Genomic DNA, 23,028 nt, shown 5'->3' with positions numbered 1-23,028 from the left:
CAGCCGCCGCGCCGGCCGCCCGGCCGCAGGCGAACAACCCCCGCGCCGCCAAGCCCCAGACCGCCAAGGCCCAGACCGCCAAGCCCCAGACCGCCAAGGCCCAGGCCGGCAGGCCCCAGTCCGGCAAGTCGCAGCCCGCGAAGGCGCAGGCGGGCAGGCCGCGCGCGCAGCACGAACGCGGCCCGCGCCGCCGCCGCTCCTCGCTGAACACCTGACACCGCGCCGCGGCCGCCCCCTTGATTGTGGACAGGTGTCCAGACTAGATTCCACCTCGTGCACAGCGCCGATCTTCCCGAACTGGGCTTCTACGGGCTCGCCGGGCACTCCGGCAGCCCCCGCGACCTGATCGGCGAGGTGGCCGAGGGGGAGCGGCTGGGCCTCGGCTCGGTGTTCCTGTCCGAGCGCTTCACCACCAAGGAGGCCGCCGCGCTCTCCGGCGCCGCCGCGGCGGTCAGCGAGCGGATCGGCATCGCCACCGCCGCCACCAACCACAACACCCGGCACCCGCTGCTTACCGCGACGTTCGCGACGACCGTGCACCGGCTGTCCGGCGGCCGGTTCGCGCTCGGCCTCGGCCGCGGGTTCGACATGCTCTTCGACGTCATGGGCCTGCCCCGCGTCACCACCGCGCAGCTCGACGACGTCATCGGCATCCTGCGGCGCCTGTGGCGCGGCGAGGCGGTCGCCGGGCACGACGGGCCGGCCGGGAACTTCCCCTACCTCAGCCAGGACCCGTCCTTCGACGAGGACATCCCGGTCATCCTCACCGCGATGGGGGAGCGGACGCTGGAGTTCGCCGGGCGGGTCGCCGACGGCGTCGTCCTGCACACCTTCTTCACCGACGAGACCCTCGCCGCGGCCGTCGCCGCGATCCGGCGCGGGGCCGACCGGGCCGGGCGCGACCCCGCGTCCGTCCGCGTCTGGTCGGTGCTCGCCACGGTCGGCGACCACCTGGACGAGGAGGCGCGGCTCCGCAAGCTCGTCGGCCGCCTCGCCACCTACCTGCAGGGCTACGGCGACCTGCTGGTCGGGGTCAACGGCTGGGACCCGGCGGTGCTGGCCCGGTTCCGCGCCGACGACCTCGTCTCCGGCTACCCCGGCGCGTTCGACGTCGTCGGCACCGCCGCCGATCTGCGGCACGTCGCCGGGCTGATCCCGGACGAGTGGCTCGCGGCGTCGGCGACCGGTTCGCCCGAACGCTGCGCGGCCCGCGTCCTCGACCAGTTCGGCGCGGGCGCCGACGGCGTCATCCTGCACGGCGCGACGCCCGCCGAACTCGCCCCCGTGCTGGACGCCTACCGCCGCGCCCGCCCGGACGGCTTCGACGGCCTGCCCCGCAACCCCGGCCGGACGGCGCGGTGATCACCGCGCCGTGGCTCGGCGGCGTCCTGCACGGCCGCGTCGACGACGTCGCGATGGAGCCCATCGGGACCGGCCAGATCGGCGCGGTCTACCGGCTGAGCCTCGCGGGCAGCGGCGTCCCGGCGCGCCTCGTCGCGAAGCTGCCCGTCGCCGACCCCGCCGTCCGCGCCATGCTCGGCGGCACCTACCGCACCGAGGTGCTCTTCTACCGCGACATCGCCGGGACGGTCCGCATCCGGACCCCGCACTGCCACCACGCCGAGATCGACCCCGAGACGTTCGAGTTCGTCCTGCTGCTGGAGGACCTCGCCCCGGCGGTGCAGGGCGACCAGATCGCCGGATGCCCGGTCCGGCGGGCGCGCGACTGCGTCGCCGGCCTCGCCGGGCTGCACGGCCCCCGCTGGTGCGACCCGTCCCTCCTGGACGTCGCCGGGCTCACCCGCCCGGACGCGGCGGACGCGGCGACCCTCGCCGAGGTCTACGGCCCCGCCGTCGAGATCTTCATCGACCGCTTCGCCGACCGGCTCAGCGCCGAGGACAAGGACACCCTGCGACGCACCGCCGACGCCGTGGGGCCGTGGCTGACCGGCCGCGCCGAGCGCTTCGGGCTCGTCCACGGCGACTACCGCCTCGACAACCTGCTGTTCCCGCCCGAGGGCGCCCCCATCACGGTCGACTGGCAGACCCTCACCATCGGACTCCCCGCCCGCGACCTGTCCTACTTCCTGGCGACGAGCCTCAGCGCCGCCGACCGCCGCGCCCACGAGCGCGACCTCGTCGCCCACTACCACCGGGCTCTCGTCTCCCACGGCGTCCGCGACTACCCGCTCGAACTCTGCTGGGACGACTACCGCTTCGCGCTCCTGCAAGGGCCGCTCATCATCGTCCTCGGCTGCGCCTACGGGACGCCCACCGAGCGCGGCGACGCGATGTTTCTCGCGATGGCCGCCCGCGCCTGCACCGCGCTCCGAGACCATCCGGCGGCGTAAGGTCGACCGGTGACCTTGACGCTTCGGACCGACCGCCTGATCATGCGCCGCTGGACCGAGGCCGACCGCGAGCCGTTCGCCGCGCTGAACGCCGACCCGCAGGTCATGGAGCACTTCCCGGCGCCCCTCACCCGCCAGGAGAGCGACGCGCTGGTCGACCGGATCGAGAGGCGCTTCGAGGAGAGCGGGTTCGGCTTCTGGGCGCTGGAGGTCGCCGGCACCGGCGAGTTCGTCGGCTTCACCGGACTGTCGGTGCCGCGCTTCGACGCCCACTTCACCCCGGCGGTCGAGATCGGCTGGCGTCTCGCCCGGTCCGCCTGGGGGCACGGCTACGCCACCGAAGCCGCCCTGCGCGCACTCGGCTACGCCTTCGACGAGGCCCGCCTCGATGAGGTGGTCTCCTTCACCAGCGCTCCCAACGTGAGGTCCCAGGCCGTCATGAAGCGCATCGGCATGACCTACGACCCGTCCGGCGACTTCGAGCACCCTCTCGTCCCCGAGGGGCACCGCTTGCGGCGCCACGTCCTGTACCGCCTCACCGCCACGGCCTGGAAGGACGTTCGTCCCTGGTGACAGGGGTCCGCCGTCGCCGAGAGTAGAGGCAGGACGGAAGAGGGGGACGGATGGTGAACGTGAGAAGCCCGCAGGCTTCCGACGTGGTGTTCGACGTCAGGGGCGATGTGCCGGACCGGCTCGCCGAGACGGCCAGGGACAAGGTCGCGGCGGCGTTCCGGCAGGCGCCCGAGCCGGTGCTGTTCGCCCGCGTCAAGCTGGCCACCGCGCCCGACCCGGCGGTCGAGCGCCCGGCGACGGCGCAGGCCACCGTGGACGTGAACGGGCGCCCCGTCCGGGTGCACGCGGCCGCGGCGACGATGCAGGAGGCCATCGACCTGCTGCCGGACCTGCTGCGCGCCCGGTTCGAGCGGATCGGCGGCCGGCGCGAGGCGTCCCGCGCCCCGAAGGCCGGGCGGCACGCGCACCGGCCCGCGCGCCGCGACCTGCCGCCCGGCGAGCGGGAGATCGTGCGCCGCAAGACGTTCGCGCCGGACACCCAGACCCCGGACGAGGCCGCGTTCGACATGGACGTCATGGACTACGACTTCTGGCTGTTCACCGACGCCGGGACCGGCCAGGACGCGGTCCTCTACCGGGCGGACGGCGGCTACCGGATCGCGCTGGCCGACCCGGAGGCCGGCCGCGGCGGACCGGTGGCGGTCCCGCTGACCGTCAGCCCGCACCCGGCGCCGCGCATCGGCGAGCAGGAGGCGATCGAGCGGCTGGAGGCGCTCGGCCTGCCGTTCCTGTTCTTCGCGGACGCCGGCACCGGACGCGGGAAGATCCTCTACCACCGCTACGACGGCCACTACGGCCTCCTGGAATCCACGCCGTAGCCCGCACGAAGGACGCCGCCCCGGCGAGGACCGGGGCGGCGTTCCCGTTGATGCGGAACCGGTGCGGGAAGAACTCGCGTGTCAGAAGATCTCGCGGTGGGCGAGGGCCGCCCAGCTCTCGTCCCACATGGCCTCGCGGCGGCGGTCGCCGCGGCGGCGGGTGAGCAGGTACAGCGCGAGCAGGGGGAGGCCGATGGCCGCCGCGGCCACGACGCCGGCCACGGCCGTGGTCGCGATGGTGTCGGTCCGGGTGTGGGGAGCGCGGGCCAGGGCGCCGGACCCGTCCACCCAGATCTCGCGGCGCATGCCCGGCTGCACGGACGGGTCCGCCGGGACGATCGCCGTGCGCGGGCGGCCGTCGGGGGACGTCCACGACAGTTCCGCGTAGGCGTGCCGCAGCCCCGGGCCGTCCTGCCGGTTCAGCCCGGTGACGCGGGCGTCGATCCGGTGGTTGGCGGCCTGCGCCAGCTCGGCCTCGACGCCGTGCCGGTACGCCTGGGCGGCCAGCGCGGCGGACGCCGGCGGCGCGAGCCCCGCGAACAGGACGGCGGCGCCGGCCCCGACCGCCCACTGGCGGCGGTCGACGGCGCGGCGCAGGTCGTTGCGGTCGAAACCGAACCGGCGGCGGACCCGTCCGAGCGTTCCCATGTCCCCTCCTCTCCCGCGACGGTAATCGCCGGGCAAAATCCCCGGCAGGTCCGGAGGTCCCGGGCCGTGGGACCTTCGTCCCCTTCTGCACGGGTACCGCGGCGCGCAGACTGGACGGAAGGGAGGCACCCATGAACGGCGAAGAGGAGAGACGGTGGCCGCACGTCCTGTTCGGTTATGACGGGACGGCGGAGAACGACGCGGCCCTGCGCTGGGCGGTCGAGGAGGCCAGGCTCCGCCGGATCGGACTCGTGATGTGCCACTGCTGGCACTGGCCCTACCCGGCCGGGCACACCGACCCCGGCATCGAGACGATCATGAAGCGGGCGGGCGCGAACCTGCTCGACCACGGCGTCCGGCTGGCCTACGAGCTGGGCGTGCCCGGCGCGGTCCGCAAGCGGCTGCGCCGCGGGCCCGCCACCGAGGCGCTGCTGCGCGGCGCCGCCGGGGCCGAGCTGATCGTGGTCGGCGCGCCCGGACCGGCCGAGCCGGGGGCGACGGTGCTGGAGCTGCCGGCGCGCTCCCCGTGCCCGGTGATCACCGTCCGCGGCGGCACCGTGCCGCACCGGGTCGTCGTGGGCGTCGACGGGTCGCCCGGCTGCGGGACGGCCCTCGGCTTCGCCGCGGAGGAGGCGGCGCTGCGCGACTGGGACCTGCGGGTCGTGCACGGCTGCTGGGAGCCCGGCGCGGTCGCCGAGTCCGAGCTCACCCTGTTCCACGACCGGGCACTGCTGGAGCGGACGCGCGCGGCCGAGCTGGAGGCGGCCGTCGAGCCGTGGCGCCGCCGCTACCCCGGCCTCCGCGTCGAGGTGTCACCGCTGCTGGAGCGGCCGCTGAACGCCCTTCAGGAGGCCGCGGAGGACGCCGGCCTCGTCGTGCTCGGCGAGCGGGGCACCGGCATCGACCCGCTCGGCGCGACCGCCGCCGCGGTGCTGCGCCGCGCCCGGCGCACCGTCGCGATCGTGCCGGGACGAAGGTCCCGGGACGCGCGGACCGTCGTCTCTGATCACCGCGTCCCCGCCCGGCAAGGCTAGGCACTGAGGGAAGGGAGCGGCGATGAGCGATCGACGCGGTGTGGTCGTCGGCTACGACGGGTCCCGGCAGAGCGGGGCGGCCGTCCGGTGGGCGGCCGAGGAGGCGCGGCTGCGCGGCGTGCCGCTGACCGTGGTGCACGCGTGGGAGGCCTTCACGGCCGTCGGGCCGATGGCGATCCCCGTCGCCGACCTGCGGGCGGCGGCGCAGGAGGTCGTCGCCGAGGGCGCGAAGCTCGCCCGCGAGGAGACCGGCGAGGTGCACGCGGTGCTCGGCCGCGGCGGGTCGACGACCGCGCTGCTGGAGGCGTCCCGCGGCGCCGACCTGGTCGTGGTGGGCTCGCGCGGGCGCGGCGGCTTCACCGGCCTGGTGCTCGGCTCGACGGGCCTGGAGCTCGCCGGGCACGGCTCGTGCCCGGTCGTGGTCGTCCGGGAACCGCGGGCCGGCGGGCCGGTCGTCGCCGGCGTGGACGGCTCCGCCGCTTCGCTGGAGGCGCTCGGCCTGGCGTTCGCCGAGGCCGCGCTGCGCGGCGCCGAACTGGTCGCGGTGGTCGCCTGGCCCCCCGGCGCCGACGCCGGAGGCGCCCCGCTGGTGGACGCCGACGCGCTGCGCGAGGTCGCGCGTGAGCGGCTGGCCCGGCTCGTCGAGCCCTGGCGGGAGAGGTACCCGGACGTCCCCGTCCGGACCGAGGTGTCCATCGGCCCGCCCCGCGAGGTGCTGCTCGCCGCGGCCGAGGACGCCCGGCTCCTCGCCGTCGGGTCGCGCGGGCTCGGCGGGTTCCGCGGCCTGCTGCTCGGCTCGGTCGGCCACGCGCTGCTGCAGCACGCCGCCTGCCCGGTCGCCGTTGCGCACGCCCCCCGCGACTGACCGGGCCCGCCGGACCGCCGCTACTCGGCGACCAGCGCCTCGGTGGCGTGCAGGGCGGGGCCGGTCGGCAGGTCCGGGTCGAGGATCAGCTGCAGCAGCAGGCCGTCCAGCACCGCGGTGAACAGCATCGCGGTGCCCTCGCGGCGCTCGGCCGGCCAGTCCGGGCGCAGCTGGCCGAGCCGCGCCGCGATCCGGGCCCGGACCGCGCGCGACCAGTCCCGCCGCTCGGCGCCCATCCGCGGGTCGCGCAGCGCCCGGACCAGCAGCTCGGCCGCGAGCCGCAGGTTGCGCTCGCCCGCGGCCATGCGCGGGACCTGGTCGCGCAGCGCGCGCAGCGCCGACGGGGTGTCGGGCGCGGCGAGCATCGCGTCCACCACCGGGTCGACGACCATCTCGCCGGCCCGCTGCGCGACCGCGACGTGCAGGCCCGGCAGCCCGTTGAAGTAGTGGTGGAGCAGCCCCGGGCGGGTGCCGGCGCGGTCGGCGACGGCGCGCGCGGTGACCGCGGGCCAGCCGCCCTCGGCGAGCAGGTCGAGGCCGATCCGGACGAGCTGCTCCCTGCGCGCCCGCCCGCGGGGAGTCGACGCGCCGCTCCCACCGGCGGGGTCCTGGTGGGTCATGCCGCCAAGCTATCCCAGCCGTTGCACCGTGCAAAGATCGCCGCGGGCGGCGGTGCGACTGGCCGCCGCCGAAGCGGGTAGGGGCACCCGCATGACCGATGCCGTGCTCTTCGACGTCGACGGGACGCTGGTCGATACCAACTACCTGCACGCCACCACCTGGTGGCAGGCGTTCCGCCAGTACGGCCACACGGTTCCGACGGGCCGCATCCACCGGGCGATCGGCATGGGCTCGGACAAGCTGCTCGACCACCTGCTGCCGGACGGCCGCGACCGCGGCGACGACGACGCGATCCGGTCGGCGCACACGGCCCTGTACGCGCAGTTCTGGTCGCGGCTCACCCCCTTCGACGGCGCCGCCGACCTGCTGCGGGCCTGCGCCGGGCGGGGGCGGCGGGTCGTCCTCGCCAGCTCCGCCGCCGTCCCGGAACTGACGGCGCTGCGGGCGGCGCTGGACGCCGACGACGCGATCGACGAGGCCACGTCCGCGTCCGAGGTGGGGCAGAGCAAACCGGCCCCGGACCTGGTGGAACTGGCGCTGGAGCGGGCCGGGGTGCCGGCCGGGCGGGCCGTGTTCGTCGGCGACACCCGCTGGGACGTGGAGGCCGCCGAACGCGCCGGGATGCGCTGCGTGTGCGTCCTCACCGGCGGCTGGAGCCGGGAGGAGCTGCAGAAGGCGGGCGCGGCGGCCGTCTACGACGACCCCCGCGCCCTCCTCGCCGACCTCGACGCGAGTCCCCTGGCCTGAGGCAGGGCCTGAGCCTCAGGACTGCGCGCGCTCGCGCTCGGCGCGCAGCTGCAGCGCCACGTCGATGATCATGTCCTCCTGGCCGCCGACGTAGCCGGCCTCGCCGACCTTCTGCAGGATCTCGTGCGCCGGGACGCCGTAGCGCTCGGCGGCCCGCTCGGCGTGCAGCAGGAAGCTGGAGTACACGCCCGCGTAGCCCTGCGTGATCGCGCCCCGGTCGGCGAACGGCAGCCGGTGCAGGAACGGCTTCACGACGTCGTCCGCCGCCGCCATCGCGCCCTGCACATCCACGCCGGTCGGAATGCCGAGCCGCTCGAACGTCGCCACCAGCACCTCGGTGGGGGAGTTGCCCGCCCCGGCGCCGAGCGCGCACAGCGCCCCGTCGATCTGCCGGGCGCCGTTCTGCTGCGCCAGCACCGAGTTCGCGACGCCCAGCGACAGGTTCTGGTGCCCGTGGAACCCGACCTGCGCCTCGTGGCCGATCTCCTTGACCAGCGCGCTGATCCGCTCCTGCGCCTCGCCGAGGACGAGCGCGCCCGCCGAGTCGACGACGTACACGCACTGCGCGCCGCCGTCCACCATGATCCGGGCCTGCTTCGCCAGCTCCTCCGGCCCGACCCGGTGCGACAGCATGAGGAACCCGACGGTCTCCATGCCGAGGTCGCGCGCGGCGGCGAAGTGCTGCAGCGACACGTCCGCCTCGGTGCAGTGCGTCGCGACCCGGGCGACGGACGCGCCCGCGTCGTGCGCCATCTTCAGGTCGTTGACGGTGCCGAGGCCCGGCAGCAGCAGGACGGCGATCTTGGCGCGGGTCGCCTCGTCCACGGCCGCGGCGACGAGCTTGACGTCGTCCTCCAGCGAGAAGCCGTAGTTGAAGGACGAGCCGCCGAGGCCGTCGCCGTGCGTGACCTCGATGACCTCGACGCCGGCCGAGTCCAGCGCGTGCACGACGCCGCGGACCTGCTCCTCGGTGAAGCGGTGCGCCATCGCGTGGCTGCCGTCCCGCAGCGTCGAGTCGGTGATCCTGATCTTGTCCGCGGTCACGATGCCACCTTCCTGCGCGCGATCTGCTCGCCCACCCGGGCGGCGGCCGCGGTCATGATGTCGAGGTTGCCGGCCCACGGCGGCAGGTAGTCGCCGTTCCCGCGGACCTCCAGGAACACCGCGACCCGGGCCATCCCGTTCCAGATGTCGCGGGGCTCGTCGAACTGCGGCTCGGCGCGCAGCGTGTACCCGGGCACGTAGACGGCGACCTCGGCCACCATCTTCTCGATCGAGTCCTGGATCGCCTTGGTGTCGGCGTCCGACGGGATCGCGCAGAACACCGTGTCCCGCATGATCATCGGCGGGTCGACCGGGTTCAGGATGATGATCGCCTTGCCCCGGGTGGCGCCGCCGACCGTCTCGATCGCGCGGGCCGTGGTCTGGGTGAACTCGTCGATGTTCGCGCGCGTGCCGGGACCGGCCGAGCGGGACGCGATCGACGCGACGATCTCCGCGTACGGGACCGGGACGACCGACGACACCGCGTGCACGATCGGGATCGTCGCCTGCCCGCCGCAGGTGATCATGTTGAGGTTCGGGGCGTCCGACAGCGTGTCCAGGTTCACCGGCGGGCACACCAGCGGGCCCGCCGCGGCCGGCGTCAGGTCGATCGCCGTGATCCCCGCCTCCTCGTAGCGGGGGGCGTTCGCCAGGTGCGCCTTCGCCGAGGTCGCCTCGAACACGATGTCGGGCAGCTCCGGCTGCTTCAGCAGCCAGTCCACGCCCTCCGCGGACGCGGGGACGCCCAGCTTGCGGGCGCGCTCCAGCCCGTCCGACTCCGGCACCACGCCGATCATCGAGTGGACGTCGATCAGCTCGCTGCGCATCAGCTTGACCAGCAGGTCGGTGCCGATGTTGCCCGGCCCGACGATGGCCGCGGTCAGCTTGCTCACTGTGCCGGAATCCTGCGAGGGGGCGACCCCCCGCGCCCCCCGGTTCGCTTCGCTCATTTCTGCTCCTTTCCGAACCGGGCGGTCACTGAACCGATCCCGGCGAACGTCGCCGTCAGAGTCTCGCCGGGGGCGACCGGCACGGCCGCGGTGATCGAGCCGGGCAGCACCACGTGCCCCGCCTCCAGCGTCACGCCGCGCTCCCCGAGCACGTTGGCCAGCCAGACCAGCGCGTTGATCGGCGAGCCCAGCACCGCGCCGCCCGCGCCGGTGTCGATCAGGTCGCCGTCGCGGCGCAGCAGGCAGCCCATCAGCGACAGGTCCAGGTCGTCCAGCCGGACCGGGCGGGTGCCGAGCACGACGCCGCCGCTGGAGGCGTTGTCGGCGATCGTGTCCGGCAGGGTGATCTTCCAGTCCGCGATGCGGGAGTCGATGACCTCCAGCGCCGGCAGCACGTAGTCGACGGCGGCGACGGCGTCCGCCGCCGTCGCGCCGGGCCCGGCGAGCGGGCGGCCCAGCACGAACGCGATCTCCGGCTCGATGCGGGGCTGCAGGAACCGGCCCGTGTCGATCGGGGCGCTCTCCGGCAGGAACATCGTGTCCAGCAGGACGCCGAAGTCCGGCTGGTCCACGCCCATCTGGCGCTGCATCGCCGCCGACGTGAGCCCGACCTTGTGGCCCTTGATCCGCGCGCCGGCGGCCGTCCACGCCTGCACCTGGGCCAGCTGCACCGCGTAGGCGTCGGCCACCGACATGTCCGGGTGGTCCTTGGTCAGCGGCGAGATGGGAGTGCGGGCGGCGTACGCGTCGAGCAGCGCCGCCGCCGCCTTCTCCACGGAACCCGGATCCATTGGGCCGTCCTTTCGTTTCGTCTGCCGTGGCCGAGCCTCCCCCGCCCGGGCCGCGGCGGGCAACGCGCGCGTCCCGCGTGGTGGGACACATCTTCTACAGTGGGGCCGTGCCGCCCGAGGACAGCTACCTGCGCCGCGCCGTCGCGGTGCTCACCGCCTTCCGGGCGGACGACGACGGCCTCGGCGCCGCCGAGCTCGCCCGCCGCAGCGGCCTGCCCAAGTCGACCGCCCACCGCATCGCCCTCGACCTCGCCGAGGCGGGCCTCCTGGAGCGGGACGGGGCGCGGGTGCGGCTCGGCCTGCGGCTGTTCGAGATCGGGCAGCGGGTGCCGCGCCAGCGGGTGCTGCGGGACGCCGCGGTCCCCTACATGTCGGACCTGCGGGAGGCGACCCGGCAGACCGTCCACCTCGCCGTGCTGGAGGGCACCGAGGTCGTCTACGTGGAGATCCTCGGCTCGCCGGGAGGCCCGCGGATGCCGTCCCGGATCGGCGGGCGGCTGCCCGCGCACGTGACGGGGGTGGGCAAGGCGATCCTGGCGTTCTCGCCGCCGGAGGCGGTGCAGGCCGTCCTGGACGCGGGCCTGGTCAAGCGGAGCGAGCGCACCGTGGCCGCGCCGGGCCTGCTCACGCGCGAGCTGGAGAAGATCCGCGGCGAGGGCGTCGCCTACGACCGGGAGGAGTCCGGCGCCGGCATCGTCTGCGCCGCCAGCCCGGTCCTCGGCGCCGACGGCCTGGCGATAGGCGCCCTGTCCGTCTCGGGCTGGTCGACGAAACTGCGCCTGACGGCGGTAGCCCCGGCCGTCCACACCGCCGCCCTGACCCTCTCCCGCACCCTCTCCCGTTGACCTGCGGCGTGTTGTTGTTATGAGCGGCCGGATAACAACAACACGCCGCAGGTCAACGGTCAGGTGGTGGGGAGGTGGCGGGCGAGGAGTTCGGCCAGGTGCTCGCTGTCCCGGTTCGCCAGGTCGGTCAGCTGGGTGCGGCAGCTGAAGCCGTCGGCGAGGACGACCTCGTCCTCGCGGGTGTTGCGGACGGCCGGCAGCAGCCGGGTTTCGGCGACCGCCACGGACACGTCGTGGTGGCCCTTCTCGACGCCGAAGTTGCCGGCGAGGCCGCAGCAGTCGCCGATCCGCGCGACTTCCGCGCCCGCCCGCTTCAGCAGGGCGGCGTCCTTCGTCCAGCCCATGACCGCGTGGTGGTGGCAGTGCGGCTGCGCGATGCCGGTGACGCCGGACAGGTCGGGCGGCGTCCAGTCGCCGGTCTCGTCGAGCAGTTCGGCGAGCGTTCGGGTCGCGGCGGCCACCTCGCGCGCGGCGGCGGCGTCCACGCCGCGCAGCAGCTCCTCGGCGTCCGAGCGCAGCACGCCCGTGCAGGACGGCTCCATGCCGACGACCTTCGCGCCGCGCCGGACGTGGGGGAGCAGCGCCCGGACGGTCCGCCGCGCCTGCGCGCGCGCCCCGTCCAGCTGGCCCGTCGAGATCCACGTGATGCCGCAGCACACCGGGTCCTCGGTGACGGTGACGCGGTAGCCGGCGTGCTCCAGCACCTTCACGGTCGCCTTGCCGACCTCGGGGGAGAACGCGTCGGTGAAGGTGTCCACGAACAGGACGACGTCGCCGTGCCGTCCTGCGGGGCTGCGGTGGGAGGCGAACCAGCGCCGGAACGTCACGGGCGCGAACGCGGGCAGCGACCGCCGCCGGTCGATCCCCGCGCCCCAGGCGAGGAGGGGTTTCAGGGCGCGTGACCGCAGCACCGCGTTCAGCACCCCGATCGACGCGGGCGCCTTCGCCGCGAGGCGCGTCCAGCGGGGGAGCAGGCCCAGCGCGTAGTGGACGCGCGGCCGGATCCGGCGCCGGTACCGCCGGTGCAGCGCCTCGGCCTTGTAGGACGCCATGTCGATCCCGGTCGGGCAGTCGGACGCGCACCCCTTGCACGACAGGCACAGGTCGAGGGCGTCGTGCAGCGCGTCGGACTTCCAGCCGTCCGGACCGAGCTTCCCGCTGACGACCTCCTGGAGGACGCGGGCCCGCCCCCGCGTGGAGTCCTTCTCCTCGCGGGTCGCGAGGTAGGACGGGCACATCACGCCGCCCGCCGCCGTGTTGTCGGCGCGGCACTTGCCCACGCCCGTGCAGCGGTGCACGGCCCGCGACAGGTCGCCGCGGTCGTCCCGGTAGGCGAGACCGAGCCCGCGGTTCAGCGGGACGAGCTGCACGGCGCGCACATCGGCGTCCACCGGCGCCGGGCGGACGATCACCCCGGGGTTCAGCACGTCGCCGGGGTCGAAGACGTCCTTCACGGCGGCGCACAGCGCCAGCGCCTCGGCCGAGTACATGTGCGGCAGCAGCTCGCTCCGGGCCCGCCCGTCGCCGTGCTCGCCCGACATCGTGCCGCCGTGCCGCGCCGCGAGCGCCGCCGCCTCGTTCAGGAAGTCGCGGAAGATCCGGGTGCCCTTCGCCCGGCCGAACGGGAAGTCGATCCGCACGTGGATGCACCCGTCGCCGAAGTGCCCGTACGGGACGCCGAACAGCCCGTACTCCTCGAGCAGCGCCTCGAACTCGCGCAGGTAGGAGCCGAGCCGCTCGGGCGGGACGGCCGCGTCCTCCCATCCCGCGTGGGCCTGCTCGCCGTCCGGCGTCCGCGCGACGAGCCCGGACCCGTCCTCGCGGATCCGCCACAGCGCCTCGGCGAGCGCCATGTCCTCCACGACCATCGAGTCGACGCAGCCGGAGTTGCCGGCGACCTTGCGCGCGGTGCCCCGCAGCGCATCGGCCTCCGCGCCGGCCAGCTCCACCAGCAGCCACCCGGACCCCTTCGGCAGCGGCGGCACGGCATCGGCGCCGCGCCGCTCCCGCACGACCGCGGTGATCCGCGAGTCGAGCCCCTCGCACGCCACCGGGCCGTGCGGCAGGATCGCCGGGACCGCGTCGGCGGCCTCCGCCATCGACCCGTACCCGAGCACGACCAGCAGCCGGCACGCGGGCTCGCGCACCATCCGCACCCGCGCGGCCAGCGTCAGCGCGAGGGTCCCCTCGCTGCCGACCAGCGCCCGCGCGACGTCGAACCCCTTCTCCGGCAGGAGGTGCTCCAGCGAGTAGCCGGACACCTGCCGCCCGAACCGCCCGAACTCCGTCCGGATCAGCGCCAGGTTCTCGCCCACCAGCCCGCGGAGCCGGTCGAGGAGCGCGCTCTCCGCGGCCGCCCCGGGCACGTCGCCCAGCCGGAGGCGCTCCCCGGACCCGGTGACCACGTCCAGGCCCAGCACGTTGTCGCTCGTCCGCCCGTAGCCGAGCGCCCGCGACCCGCACGCGTTGTTGCCGATCATCCCGCCGAGCGTGGCCCGCGTCCGGGTGGACGGGTCGGGCCCGAACCGCAGCCCGTGCTGCGCCGCCGCCTGGTGCAGCCGCGCCTGCACGATGCCCGGCTCGACCAGCGCCGTCCCCGCCTCGGCGTCGATCTCCAGCACCCGGTTCAGGTGGCGGCTGACGTCCACCACGACGCCCGGTCCGACCGCGTTGCCCGCGATGGACGTCCCCGCGCCCCGCATCGTCAGCGGCACCCCGGCGTCCCGGCACACCCCGAGCACGACCGGAAGCTCCTCGACCTCCCGTGGCGTCACGACGACCGCGGGCGGCACCCGGTAGAGCGACGCGTCGGACGAGTACATGGCCCGCGCGAGCGCCGAGTCGTCCACCCCGCCGACCCCGGCCTCCCGCAGCGCCTCCGCAACTCCGCGATGATCGCCCATTGCCCCGCCCTCCGACCCGCCGTGACCTCGGATGAACTCCTGCCAAGGACGGTAATACCGGCGCCGCGCGGTCCGCTGCCCGGCGGGGGGCCTTCGGGACCGTTCACCGGGACGAAGGTCCCTTTTGGCGAATCCCGGCGTCCGAAAGGGTGAGTAGTGGCGGGATGGCGATCATGGTTACCCCGCCGGAGGTTGGGGAAGGCCCAACGGCACTGCGCTGGGAGCGATGGAAAATGGTGCGGCAGGTGACTGAAGCTCGGCAGAGAACCGGACCCGGGCCGGCGGGGCCCGGGCGGGCCGCCGGAAGCGGGCGGCCGTGGGTCATGCTGGTGATGGCCACCCTCGGATTCGCGGTGAACTTCTGGGCGTGGGCGCTGCTGAGCCCGCTCGCGCCCGGGCTCAAGGACGCGCTGCAGCTGACATCGTTCGAGCAGTCGCTGCTCGTGGCGGTACCCGTGCTGGTGGGGTCGCTCGGACGGATCCCGGTGGGCGCGCTGACCGACCGGTTCGGCGGCCGGGTGATGTTCCCGGCCGTGTCGCTGATCACGATCGTGCCCGTCCTCTACCTGGGGCTCGCGGGGCACTCGTCGCTGCCGGCCCTGCTGATCGGCGGCTTCTTCCTCGGCATCGGCGGGACGGCGTTCGCGATCGGGGTCCCCTTCGTGAACGCGTGGTTCCCGCCGGAGCGGCGCGGCCTCGCGATCGGGATCTTCGGCGCGGGCATGGGCGGCACCGCCGTCAGCGCGCTGACCACGGTCAAGGAGGCCGACAGGTGGGGCACCGAGACCCCCTTCGTGGTGATGGCCGTCCTGCTCGGGGTGTACGCGGTCGCCGCGTGGTTCCTCCTGCGTGAGGCGCCCGGCCGCACCGCCCCGACCGAGCCCCTCGCCAAGCGGCTCGCCGCGACCGCCCGGCTGGGCGTCACCTGGCAGATGTCGGCGCTGTACGCGGTGGCGTTCGGCGGCTACGTCGCGTTCTCGGTCTACCTGCCCACCTACCTGAAGGCCGAGTACGGGCTGTCGCAGGCCGACGCCGCGAACCGGATGGCCGGGTTCGTGCTGCTGGCGGTGGTGATGCGGCCGGTCGGCGGCTGGCTGTCGGACCGGCTCGGCGCCGTCCGGGTGATGACGGTGGCGCTGGCGGTGACGGTGCTGGGCGCGGTGGTCCAGTCGTTCGCGCCGGCCCTGATGCCGGTCGGGACGATCGCGTTCCTGACCATGGCGGCCGCGCTCGGCGCGGGCAGCGGCGCGACGTTCGCGCTCGTCGCCCGGCTGGCCCCCGCGAACAAGGTCGGCGCGGTCACCGGCGTGGTCGGCGCCGCGGGCGGCCTCGGCGGGTTCGTCCCGCCGCTGCTGATGGGCGCCCTGTGGGGCAGCCTCGGCGAGTACCGCATCGGCCTGCTGCTGCTCTCCCTCGTGGCGGCGGCGGCCGCGGTGTTCACCGCGACGACCGTCCGGCGCGCCGTGGCGACGCGCCAGGACACCTGAAACCGCATCATCCCGCCGAAGATCGGCGGGATGATGCGCTATAGGGGCGATTTCTCCCTCAATGATGTGGAAGAAGGGGATCCGAGTTGAGTTCGACCACCGGCCGACCAGGGATGGACGGCCCGCTGGAAGACGCGCTGGTGAGCACGCGCAGGTACTTCACCCGCACGCGCGTGTCGCCGGACCTGCGGACCATGACCAAGAAGGGCGGCCGGGAGGCGGACGCCTTCTACCGAGACCGGTGGTCGCACGACAAGGTGGTGCGCTCCACCCACGGGGTGAACTGCACCGGGTCGTGCTCCTGGAAGGTGTACGTCAAGGACGGCATCATCACCTGGGAGGCGCAGCAGACCGACTACCCGTCGGTCGGCCCGGACCGCCCCGAGTACGAGCCGCGCGGCTGCCCGCGCGGCGCGTCGTTCTCCTGGTACACCTACTCGCCGACGCGGGTGCGCTACCCCTACGTCCGGGGCGTCCTGCTGGAGATGTACCGGGAGGCCAGGGCCCGGACGGGTGACCCGGTGCAGGCGTGGCGCGAGATCGTCTCCGACCCGGAGAAGGCCCGGACCTACAAGGACGCGCGCGGGCGCGGCGGCCTGGTGCGGGCGACGTGGGACGAGGCGACCGAGATGATCGCCGCCGCGCACGTCCACACGATCAAGGAGTTCGGCCCCGACCGGGTCGCCGGGTTCTCCCCGATCCCGGCGATGTCGATGGTCTCGCACGCGTCCGGCGCCCGGTTCGTGTCCATGCTCGGCGGGACGATGCTGTCGTTCTACGACTGGTACGCCGACCTCCCGGTGGCGTCCCCGCAGGTGTTCGGCGACCAGACCGACGTGCCCGAGTCGGGTGACTGGTGGGACGCGGGCTACCTCATCATGTGGGGCTCCAACGTCCCGGTCACCCGCACCCCCGACGCGCACTGGATGACCGAGGCCCGCTACCGGGGCCAGAAGGTCGTCGCCGTGTCCCCGGACTACGCCGACAACGTCAAGTTCGCCGACGAGTGGCTCGCCGCCCAGCCGGGCACGGACGGCGCGCTGGCGATGGCCATGGGCCACGTCGTCCTCAAGGAGTTCTTCGTCGACCGGCAGGTCCCCTACTTCACCGACTACGTGAAGCGCTACAGCGACCTGCCGTTCCTGGTGCGCGTCGAGGAGCGCGACGGAACGTACGTCCCCGGCAAGTTCCTCACGGCGGCCGACCTGCCGGGCGCCGAGGCCGAGTCCGAGCACGCCGCGTTCAAGACCGTGATCCTGGACGCGGCCACCGGGCGCCCGCTCGTCCCGAACGGGTCGCTCGGCTTCCGCTTCGGCGAGTCCGGCAAGGGCAGGTGGAACCTGGACCTGGGCGACGCCGACCCGCTGCTGTCGGTGGCGGGCGGCGAGGGCGGCGAGGCCGTCGAGATCGCGCTGGCCCGGTTCGACGGCATCGACGGCGCGCCGGGCACGCTGCGGCGCGGCGTCCCCGTCCGCACCGTCGGCGGCCACCTCGTCACGACCGTGTTCGACCTGCTGCTCGCCCAGTACGGCGTCGGCCGCGACGGCCTGCCCGGCTCCTGGCCGACCGGGTACGACGACGCGTCCGAGCCGGGCACCCCGGCGTGGCAGGAGACCATCACCGGCGTCCCGGCGCAGGCCGCCGAGCGGATCGGCCGCGAGTACGCGGCGAACGCCGAGGAGACCCGCGGCCGGTCGATGATCATCATGGGCGCGGGCACCAACCACTGGTTCCACTCCGACACCATCTACCGGACGTTCCTCGCGCTGACCACGCTGACCGGCGGCCAGGGCGTGAACGGCGGCGGCTGGGCGCACTACGTCGGGCAGGAGAAGTGCCGCCCCGTCACCGGGTGGGCGCAGCTGGCGTTCGGGCTCGACTGGTCCCGCCCGCCCCGGCAGATGATCGGCACCGCGTTCTTCTACCTGCACACCGACCAGTTCCGCTACGACCAGTTCGACGCCGGCACGCTGTCGGCGGCGACCGGCGGCGGCGCGTTCGCGGGGCGGTCCACCGCCGACGTCATCGCGCAGGCGGCGCGGCTCGGCTGGATGCCGTCCTACCCGACGTTCGACCGCAACCCGCTGACGCTCGCCGACGAGGCGGAGGCCGCCGGGAAGCAGCCCGGCGAGTACATCGTCGAGGAGCTGAAGGCGAACCGGCTCAAGTTCGCCTGCCAGGACCCCGACGCGCCGGAGAACTTCCCCCGCGTCCTCACGGTCTGGCGGTCCAACCTGCTCGGGTCGTCCGCGAAGGGCAACGAGTACTTCCTGCGGCACCTCCTCGGCGCCGCCGACGCCGTCCGCGCCGAGGAGACGCCGCCGGACGTCCGGCCGGAGGAGGTCGTCTGGCGGGACGAGGCCCCCGCCGGCAAGCTCGACCTGCTGCTGTCGCTGGACTTCCGGATGACCAGCACCACCGTCTACTCCGACATCGTGCTGCCGGCGGCGACCTGGTACGAGAAGCACGACCTGAACACGACCGACATGCACCCGTTCGTGCACTCGTTCAACCCGGCGATCGGGCCGCCGTGGCAGACCCGCAGCGACTGGCGCGCGTTCCAGGACATCGCGACCGCGTTCAGCCGGCTCGCCGAGGGGCACCTCGGCGTCCGCAAGGACGTCGTCGCCGTGCCGCTGCTGCACGACACCCCCGACGAGATGGCCACCCCGCACGGCCGCGTCCTCGACTGGGCGAAGGGCGAGTGCGAGCCGGTCCCCGGCGTCACGATGCCGAAGCTCGTCACGGTCGAGCGCGACTACCCGGCCATCGCGGCGAAGATGACCGCGCTCGGCCCGCTCGCCGAGCGGCTCGGCGCCACCACCAAGGGCGTCACGTTCGACCTGGCGCGGGAGGTCGAGTACCTCAAGCACAAGAACGGCGTCGTGCGCGGCGGGCCCGCGGACGGCCGCCCGTCGCTGAAGCGTGACGTGCACGCCTGCGAGATGATCCTCGCGTTCTCCGGCACCACCAACGGGCACCTGGCCACCCAGGGCTTCAAGACGGTGGAGCGGCGCACCGGGACCCGGCTCGCCGACCTCGCCGCCGAGCACGAGGGCAAGCAGATCACGTTCGCCGACACCCAGGCCGCGCCCGTGCCCGTCATCACGTCCCCGGAATGGTCGGGGTCGGAGAGCGGCGGCCGCCGCTACTCGCCGTTCACCATCAACGTCGAGCGGCTGAAGCCCTGGCACACCCTCACCGGGCGGCAGCACTTCTACCTCGACCACGACTGGATGGCCGAGCTGGGCGAGCAGCTGCCGACCTTCCGGCCGCCGCTCAACATGTCCGCCCTGTTCGGCGAGCCGGAGCTCGGGGAGAAGGGCGAGCTGGGGCTGACCGTGCGGTACCTCACCCCGCACAACAAGTGGTCGATCCACTCCGAGTACCAGGACAACCTGTTCATGCTGTCGCTGTCGCGCGGCGGCCCGGTGATCTGGATGAGCGGGGTGGACGCGGCCAAGATCGGCGTCCGCGACAACGACTGGATCGAGGCGGTCAACCGCAACGGCGTCGTCGTCGCCCGCGCGATCGTCACCCACCGGATGCCCGAGGGCACGGTGTACATGTACCACGCGCAGGACAAGCTGATCGACGTCCCGCGCGCGGAGACGTCCGGCCGCCGCGGCGGCATCCACAACTCCCTGACCCGGCTGCTGATCAAGCCGAGTCACCTCGTCGGCGGGTACGCGCAGCTGTCGTTCGCGTTCAACTACCTCGGGCCGACCGGCAACCAGCGCGACGAGGTCACCGTCATCCGCCGCCGCTCCCAGGAGGTGCAGTACTAATGCGCGTCATGGCGCAGATGTCGATGGTGATGAACCTCGACAAGTGCATCGGCTGCCACACCTGCTCGGTCACCTGCAAGCAGGCGTGGACCAACCGCAGCGGCGTCGAGTACGTCTGGTTCAACAACGTCGAGACCCGCCCCGGGCAGGGCTACCCGCGGCAGTACGAGGACCAGGAGAAGTGGCGCGGCGGCTGGGTGCTCAACAAGCGCGGCCGGCTCGCGCTCAAGGGCGGCGGCCGGTGGCACAAGCTGGTGACGATCTTCTCCAACCCGAAGCTGCCCGGGATCGACGACTACTACGAGCCCTGGACCTACGACTACGAGACCCTCACCAACGCGCCGCTGCAGGAGCACACGCCGGTCGCCCGGCCGAAGTCGCTGCTGTCCGGCAAGGACATGAAGGTCTCCTGGTCGGCGAACTGGGACGACGACCTCGGCGGGTCCGTCGAGCACGGCGACAAGGACGTCATGCTCAAGCAGATCTCCGACAAGGTGAAGATGGAGTTCGACAAGACCTTCATGTTCTACCTGCCGCGGATCTGCGAGCACTGCCTCAACCCGTCCTGCGCGGCGTCCTGCCCCTCCGGCGCGATCTACAAGCGCGCCGAGGACGGCATCGTCCTCGTCGACCAGGACAAGTGCCGCGGCTGGCGGATGTGCGTGTCCGGCTGCCCCTACAAGAAGATGTACTTCAACCACCGGACCGGCAAGGCCGAGAAGTGCACCTTCTGCTTCCCGCGCATCGAGGTCGGCCTGCCGACGGTGTGCGCGGAGACCTGCGTCGGGCGGCTCCGCTACATCGGCCTGATGCTCTACGACGCCGACAAGGTGCTGGAGGCCGCGTCCACGCCGGACGACCAGGACCTGTACGAGGCGCAGCGCGGCGTGTTCCTCGACCCGAACGACCCCGAGGTCATCGCCGCGGCCGAGCGGGAGGGCATCCCGCAGGACTGGATCGAGGCCGCGCAGCGGTCCCCGATCCACGCGCTCATCAACACCTACAAGGTGGCGCTGCCGCTGCACCCGGAGTACCGGACGATGCCGATGGTCTGGTACATCCCGCCGCTGTCGCCGGTCGTGGACGTCATCCGCGACACCGGCCACGACGCCGAGGACAAGGGCAACCTGTTCGCGGCGATCGACGCGCTGCGCATCCCCGTCGAGTACCTGGCGGAGCTGTTCACCGCCGGGGACACCGCGGTCGTCGACGGCGTCCTGCGCCGGCTCGCCGCGATGCGCTCCTACATGCGCGACATCAACCTCGGCCGCGAGCCCGACCTCGCCATCCCCGAGGGCGTCGGGATGTCCGGCGAGGAGATGTACGACATGTACCGGCTGCTGGCGCTCGCCAAGTACGACGAGCGGTACGTGATCCCGACGGCGCACGCCGAGGACGCGCACAGCCTGGAGGAGATCGCCACCGAGTGCAGCCTGAACTACGACGGCGGCCCCGGCATGGGCGGCGCGGGGCTGCCCGGCGGCTCCGGCCCGTTCGGCGAGGCGTCCGGGCGGCCGAACCCGATCGCGGTGGAGAACTTCCACATGCTGCGGGCCCGGCAGACCTCCGACAACCCCGTCGACCCGGCCGACAAGCACACGCGCGTCAACCTGCTCAACTGGGACGGCAAGGGCGCCCCCGCCGGGCTGTTCCCCGAACGCAAGGGCGACTCGGAGGTCGGGCCGGGCGGCACGAACCCGCCCGCCGACTCGGGCCCCGCCGAAACGGAGCCGAAGCCGTGAGGATCAAACCCGGAAAGAAGGCCGGCCTCGGTGACGCCGAGCTGGCCACCGCCTGGCAGGCGGCGTCGCTGCTGATCGGCTACCCCGACGAGGAGCTGCTCGGGCGGCGCCCGCTGCTCCGCCGCGCCGTGGCGGGCCTGCCGGAGCCGGTCGCCGCGCCGCTCCGCCGCGTCCTCGACCATCTGGACGCGACACCGCCGCGGGAACTCGCCGCCGACTACGTCGCCACGTTCGACTACCGCAAGCGGTGCTGCCTCTACCTGACCTACTACGCCTACGGCGACACCCGGAAGCGGGGCATGGCCCTGCTGCGGTTCAAGCAGGCGTACCAGGCGGCCGGGCTCGACCTGGACGACGGCGAGCTGCCCGACCACCTGGCCGTGGTGCTGGAGTTCGCCGCGACCGGCGACGCCGCGCAGGGCCGGCGGCTGCTGATCGAGCACCGCGCCGGCCTGGAGCTGCTGCGCCTGTCGCTGACCGAGGCCGGGTCGCCGTGGGCGCCCGTCCTGGACGCGGTCTCGGCGACGCTGCCGCCGCTGACCGGCCGCACCGAGGAGGCCGTCGCCCGCCTCATCGCCGAGGGGCCGCCCGACGAGGCGGTCGGCCTCGCCCCCTACGGCGCCGACGCGGCCGCCATGGGGCCCGTCCTGCTGCCCGATCCCGTCGTTGGAGCACCCTCATGACCAGCACCCTGCCCGTCCTCGCCGCCGAGAGCGGCGGCGACCCGGGCGTCGTCGGCACCCTGCTGTGGGTCGCCCTGCCCTACGTCACCATCGCGGTGTTCGTGCTCGGGCACATCTGGCGGTACCGCTACGACAAGTTCGGCTGGACGACCCGCTCGTCCCAGCTGTACGAGCGGCGGCTGCTGCGCATCGGCAGCCCCCTGTTCCACTTCGGGATCCTGGTCGTCGCGCTCGGCCACGTCGGGGGGCTCGTCATCCCCGACGGCTGGACCGAGGCGGTCGGCATCACCGAGCACATGTACCACATCGTCGCCGTGGTCCTCGGGACGATCGCCGGGTTCTGCACCCTGTTCGGCCTCGCGATCCTGATCTACCGCCGCCGGACGGTGGGGCCGGTGTTCCTCGCGACCACCCGCAACGACAAGCTGATGTACGTGGTGCTCACCGGCACCATCGCGATCGGGCTGGCCGCGACGGTCGCCGCCAACATCGTCGGCGACGGCTACAACTACCGGGAGACGGTCTCCCCGTGGTTCCGGTCGGTGTTCTACCTCCAGCCGGACCCGGACCTGATGACCGGCGTGCCGATCCTGTTCAAGCTGCACGCGCTGAGCGCGCTGCTGCTGTTCTGCATCTGGCCGTTCACGCGCCTGGTGCACATGCTCACCGCTCCGGTCGGCTACCTGACGCGGCCCTACATCGTCTACCGCAGCCGCGACGAGCATCTCGGCATGCACGAGACGCGCCGGGGCTGGGAGCGGGTGCAGCGCCCCTGACCCCTGTTACCGGGAAATGCTCCCACCCCCGCGCCGGGGTGGGAGCATCGTCATGCCGGGGGGCGGGTCAGCGGATCCAGAGGTCGGGGCCGAAGACCTCGTAGTGGATGCGCTCGTCGGAGACGCCGGCGTCCAGCAGGCCCCGCCTGATCTCGCGCATGAACGGCAGCGGGCCGCACATGAACACGCGGGCCTTGTCCGGCAGCGGCAGCTCGGACACCTCGATCCGGCCGGGCCGGACGTCCGCGCCGGGTGCGGCGCCGCCGGGCTCCTCGTACCAGGTCAGCTGCCGGAACCCGGCGATCCGGCGGCCCGACTCGGCGATCTGCCCGCGCAGCGCGTGGGTGCGGGGGCTCCGGTCG

The 23,028-nt window shown here is 73.8% G+C and carries 20 protein-coding genes and 1 pseudogene; 14 read left to right on the top strand and 7 right to left on the bottom strand.

Translation table 11 applies throughout. The annotated features are described in order from the left end of the window. From E1284_RS41705 to E1284_RS23385, 5 genes and pseudogenes are all read left to right on the top strand, one after another. Nucleotides 1-215, top strand: a pseudogene (locus E1284_RS41705) (hypothetical protein); the annotation flags it as partial. A gap of 58 nt (nt 216-273) precedes the next feature. Beyond that, the gene (locus E1284_RS23400) at nt 274-1,362 is read left to right on the top strand and encodes a TIGR03857 family LLM class F420-dependent oxidoreductase (protein WP_131942272.1); all 1,089 of its coding nucleotides are present in this window, start codon (nt 274-276) and stop codon (nt 1,360-1,362) included. Beyond that, nucleotides 1,359-2,351 carry an ecdysteroid 22-kinase family protein gene (locus E1284_RS23395; RefSeq protein WP_243714688.1) on the top strand — a complete coding sequence of 331 codons (993 nt, stop codon included), beginning with the start codon at nt 1,359-1,361 and terminating at the stop codon, nt 2,349-2,351. Before E1284_RS23400 ends, E1284_RS23395 begins: the two co-directional genes overlap by 4 nt. Nucleotides 2,352-2,360: 9 nt before the next feature. Then, nucleotides 2,361-2,924, top strand: a complete 564-nt coding sequence (locus E1284_RS23390) for a GNAT family N-acetyltransferase (RefSeq protein WP_243714687.1) — start codon at nt 2,361-2,363, stop codon at nt 2,922-2,924. Nucleotides 2,925-2,974: 50 nt separating this feature from the next. Continuing rightward, entirely contained in the window at nt 2,975-3,742 is a 768-nt protein-coding gene (locus tag E1284_RS23385) for a ribosome hibernation promotion factor (RefSeq protein WP_131942271.1), read from the top strand. 81 nt (nt 3,743-3,823) lie between these two features. Here the strand turns inward: E1284_RS23385 and E1284_RS23380 are convergent, their stop codons facing one another. Continuing rightward, on the bottom strand, nt 3,824-4,390 hold the full coding sequence (locus tag E1284_RS23380; RefSeq protein ID WP_131942270.1) for an Rv1733c family protein: 567 nt from the start codon (nt 4,388-4,390) through the stop codon (nt 3,824-3,826). Between the two features lie 131 nt (nt 4,391-4,521). On the opposite strand from E1284_RS23380, the gene E1284_RS23375 reads away from it, so the two are divergent. Then, nucleotides 4,522-5,424, top strand: a complete 903-nt coding sequence (locus E1284_RS23375) for a universal stress protein (protein WP_131942269.1) — start codon at nt 4,522-4,524, stop codon at nt 5,422-5,424. Nucleotides 5,425-5,446: 22 nt separating this feature from the next. Beyond that, on the top strand, nt 5,447-6,289 hold the full coding sequence (locus E1284_RS23370) for a universal stress protein (protein WP_131942268.1): 843 nt from the start codon (nt 5,447-5,449) through the stop codon (nt 6,287-6,289). 20 nt (nt 6,290-6,309) lie between these two features. Here E1284_RS23370 and E1284_RS23365 read toward each other — a convergent pair whose 3' ends face one another. After that, nucleotides 6,310-6,909 carry a TetR/AcrR family transcriptional regulator gene (locus tag E1284_RS23365; RefSeq protein ID WP_131942267.1) on the bottom strand — a complete coding sequence of 200 codons (600 nt, stop codon included), beginning with the start codon at nt 6,907-6,909 and terminating at the stop codon, nt 6,310-6,312. 91 nt (nt 6,910-7,000) lie between these two features. On the opposite strand from E1284_RS23365, the gene E1284_RS23360 reads away from it, so the two are divergent. Next, nucleotides 7,001-7,657 carry an HAD family hydrolase gene (locus E1284_RS23360; protein WP_131942266.1) on the top strand — a complete coding sequence of 219 codons (657 nt, stop codon included), beginning with the start codon at nt 7,001-7,003 and terminating at the stop codon, nt 7,655-7,657. A 15-nt stretch (nt 7,658-7,672) separates the two neighbouring features. Here the strand turns inward: E1284_RS23360 and dmpG are convergent, their stop codons facing one another. The 3 genes from dmpG to E1284_RS23345 are packed head-to-tail and all read right to left on the bottom strand — an operon-like array spanning nt 7,673 to nt 10,442. Continuing rightward, on the bottom strand, nt 7,673-8,701 hold the full coding sequence (gene dmpG / locus E1284_RS23355) for a 4-hydroxy-2-oxovalerate aldolase (protein ID WP_131942265.1): 1,029 nt from the start codon (nt 8,699-8,701) through the stop codon (nt 7,673-7,675). After that, entirely contained in the window at nt 8,698-9,594 is an 897-nt protein-coding gene (locus E1284_RS23350; RefSeq protein WP_207923913.1) for an acetaldehyde dehydrogenase (acetylating), read from the bottom strand. The genes dmpG and E1284_RS23350 overlap by 4 nt, the downstream gene beginning before the upstream one ends. A 53-nt stretch (nt 9,595-9,647) precedes the next feature. Continuing rightward, on the bottom strand, nt 9,648-10,442 hold the full coding sequence (locus E1284_RS23345) for a 2-keto-4-pentenoate hydratase (protein ID WP_131942263.1): 795 nt from the start codon (nt 10,440-10,442) through the stop codon (nt 9,648-9,650). Nucleotides 10,443-10,549: 107 nt separating this feature from the next. On the opposite strand from E1284_RS23345, the gene E1284_RS23340 reads away from it, so the two are divergent. Then, a complete protein-coding gene (locus E1284_RS23340; protein WP_131942262.1) occupies nt 10,550-11,287 on the top strand; it encodes an IclR family transcriptional regulator in 738 nt (245 codons plus the stop codon). A 59-nt stretch (nt 11,288-11,346) separates the two neighbouring features. On the opposite strand, the gene E1284_RS23335 is transcribed toward E1284_RS23340, so the two are convergent. After that, nucleotides 11,347-14,190 (bottom strand): FAD-binding and (Fe-S)-binding domain-containing protein, encoded by a 2,844-nt coding sequence (locus tag E1284_RS23335; RefSeq protein ID WP_131942261.1) that lies wholly within the window; start codon nt 14,188-14,190, stop codon nt 11,347-11,349. A gap of 332 nt (nt 14,191-14,522) precedes the next feature. Here E1284_RS23335 and E1284_RS23330 point away from each other — a divergent pair, with 332 nt between their 5' ends. From E1284_RS23330 to narI, 5 genes are all read left to right on the top strand, one after another. After that, the gene (locus tag E1284_RS23330) at nt 14,523-15,677 is read left to right on the top strand and encodes an MFS transporter (protein WP_243714686.1); all 1,155 of its coding nucleotides are present in this window, start codon (nt 14,523-14,525) and stop codon (nt 15,675-15,677) included. 113 nt (nt 15,678-15,790) lie between these two features. Then, on the top strand, nt 15,791-19,465 hold the full coding sequence (locus E1284_RS23325) for a nitrate reductase subunit alpha (RefSeq protein WP_131942274.1): 3,675 nt from the start codon (nt 15,791-15,793) through the stop codon (nt 19,463-19,465). Further along, complete coding sequence (narH, locus tag E1284_RS23320; RefSeq protein ID WP_131942259.1) at nt 19,465-21,207, top strand: nitrate reductase subunit beta; 1,743 nt, start codon at nt 19,465-19,467, stop codon at nt 21,205-21,207. The genes E1284_RS23325 and narH overlap by 1 nt, the downstream gene beginning before the upstream one ends. Then, on the top strand, nt 21,204-21,890 hold the full coding sequence (gene narJ, locus E1284_RS23315; RefSeq protein WP_341770415.1) for a nitrate reductase molybdenum cofactor assembly chaperone: 687 nt from the start codon (nt 21,204-21,206) through the stop codon (nt 21,888-21,890). Before narH ends, narJ begins: the two co-directional genes overlap by 4 nt. Continuing rightward, nucleotides 21,887-22,666 (top strand): respiratory nitrate reductase subunit gamma, encoded by a 780-nt coding sequence (narI, locus tag E1284_RS23310; RefSeq protein WP_131942258.1) that lies wholly within the window; start codon nt 21,887-21,889, stop codon nt 22,664-22,666. The genes narJ and narI overlap by 4 nt, the downstream gene beginning before the upstream one ends. 67 nt (nt 22,667-22,733) lie before the next feature. Here narI and E1284_RS41700 read toward each other — a convergent pair. Then, nucleotides 22,734-23,028, bottom strand: a 295-nt coding sequence (locus tag E1284_RS41700) for a ferredoxin reductase domain-containing protein (RefSeq protein WP_481726192.1), incomplete at its 5' end; no start/stop codon positions are given.

This window comes from Actinomadura bangladeshensis, assembly GCF_004348335.1.
Lineage (GTDB): Bacteria > Actinomycetota > Actinomycetes > Streptosporangiales > Streptosporangiaceae > Spirillospora > Spirillospora bangladeshensis.
This window is presented reverse-complemented; position numbering and strand designations above follow the sequence as displayed.

Excerpts from the sequence above, each read along its gene's own strand:
- E1284_RS23380 (WP_131942270.1), bottom strand. The coding sequence starts at position 4,390 with ATGGGAACGCTCGGACGGGTCCGCCGCCGGTTCGGTTTCGACCGCAAC.
- E1284_RS23325 (WP_131942274.1), top strand. The coding sequence starts at position 15,791 with ATGGACGGCCCGCTGGAAGACGCGCTGGTGAGCACGCGCAGGTACTTC.
- E1284_RS23365 (WP_131942267.1), bottom strand. The coding sequence starts at position 6,909 with ATGACCCACCAGGACCCCGCCGGTGGGAGCGGCGCGTCGACTCCCCGC.
- E1284_RS23360 (WP_131942266.1), top strand. The coding sequence starts at position 7,001 with ATGACCGATGCCGTGCTCTTCGACGTCGACGGGACGCTGGTCGATACC.
- E1284_RS23330 (WP_243714686.1), top strand. The coding sequence starts at position 14,523 with ATGGCCACCCTCGGATTCGCGGTGAACTTCTGGGCGTGGGCGCTGCTG.
- E1284_RS23385 (WP_131942271.1), top strand. The coding sequence starts at position 2,975 with ATGGTGAACGTGAGAAGCCCGCAGGCTTCCGACGTGGTGTTCGACGTC.
- E1284_RS23335 (WP_131942261.1), bottom strand. The coding sequence starts at position 14,190 with ATGGGCGATCATCGCGGAGTTGCGGAGGCGCTGCGGGAGGCCGGGGTC.
- E1284_RS23370 (WP_131942268.1), top strand. The coding sequence starts at position 5,447 with ATGAGCGATCGACGCGGTGTGGTCGTCGGCTACGACGGGTCCCGGCAG.
- E1284_RS23375 (WP_131942269.1), top strand. The coding sequence starts at position 4,522 with ATGAACGGCGAAGAGGAGAGACGGTGGCCGCACGTCCTGTTCGGTTAT.
- narH (WP_131942259.1), top strand. The coding sequence starts at position 19,465 with ATGCGCGTCATGGCGCAGATGTCGATGGTGATGAACCTCGACAAGTGC.
- E1284_RS23345 (WP_131942263.1), bottom strand. The coding sequence starts at position 10,442 with ATGGATCCGGGTTCCGTGGAGAAGGCGGCGGCGGCGCTGCTCGACGCG.
- narI (WP_131942258.1), top strand. The coding sequence starts at position 21,887 with ATGACCAGCACCCTGCCCGTCCTCGCCGCCGAGAGCGGCGGCGACCCG.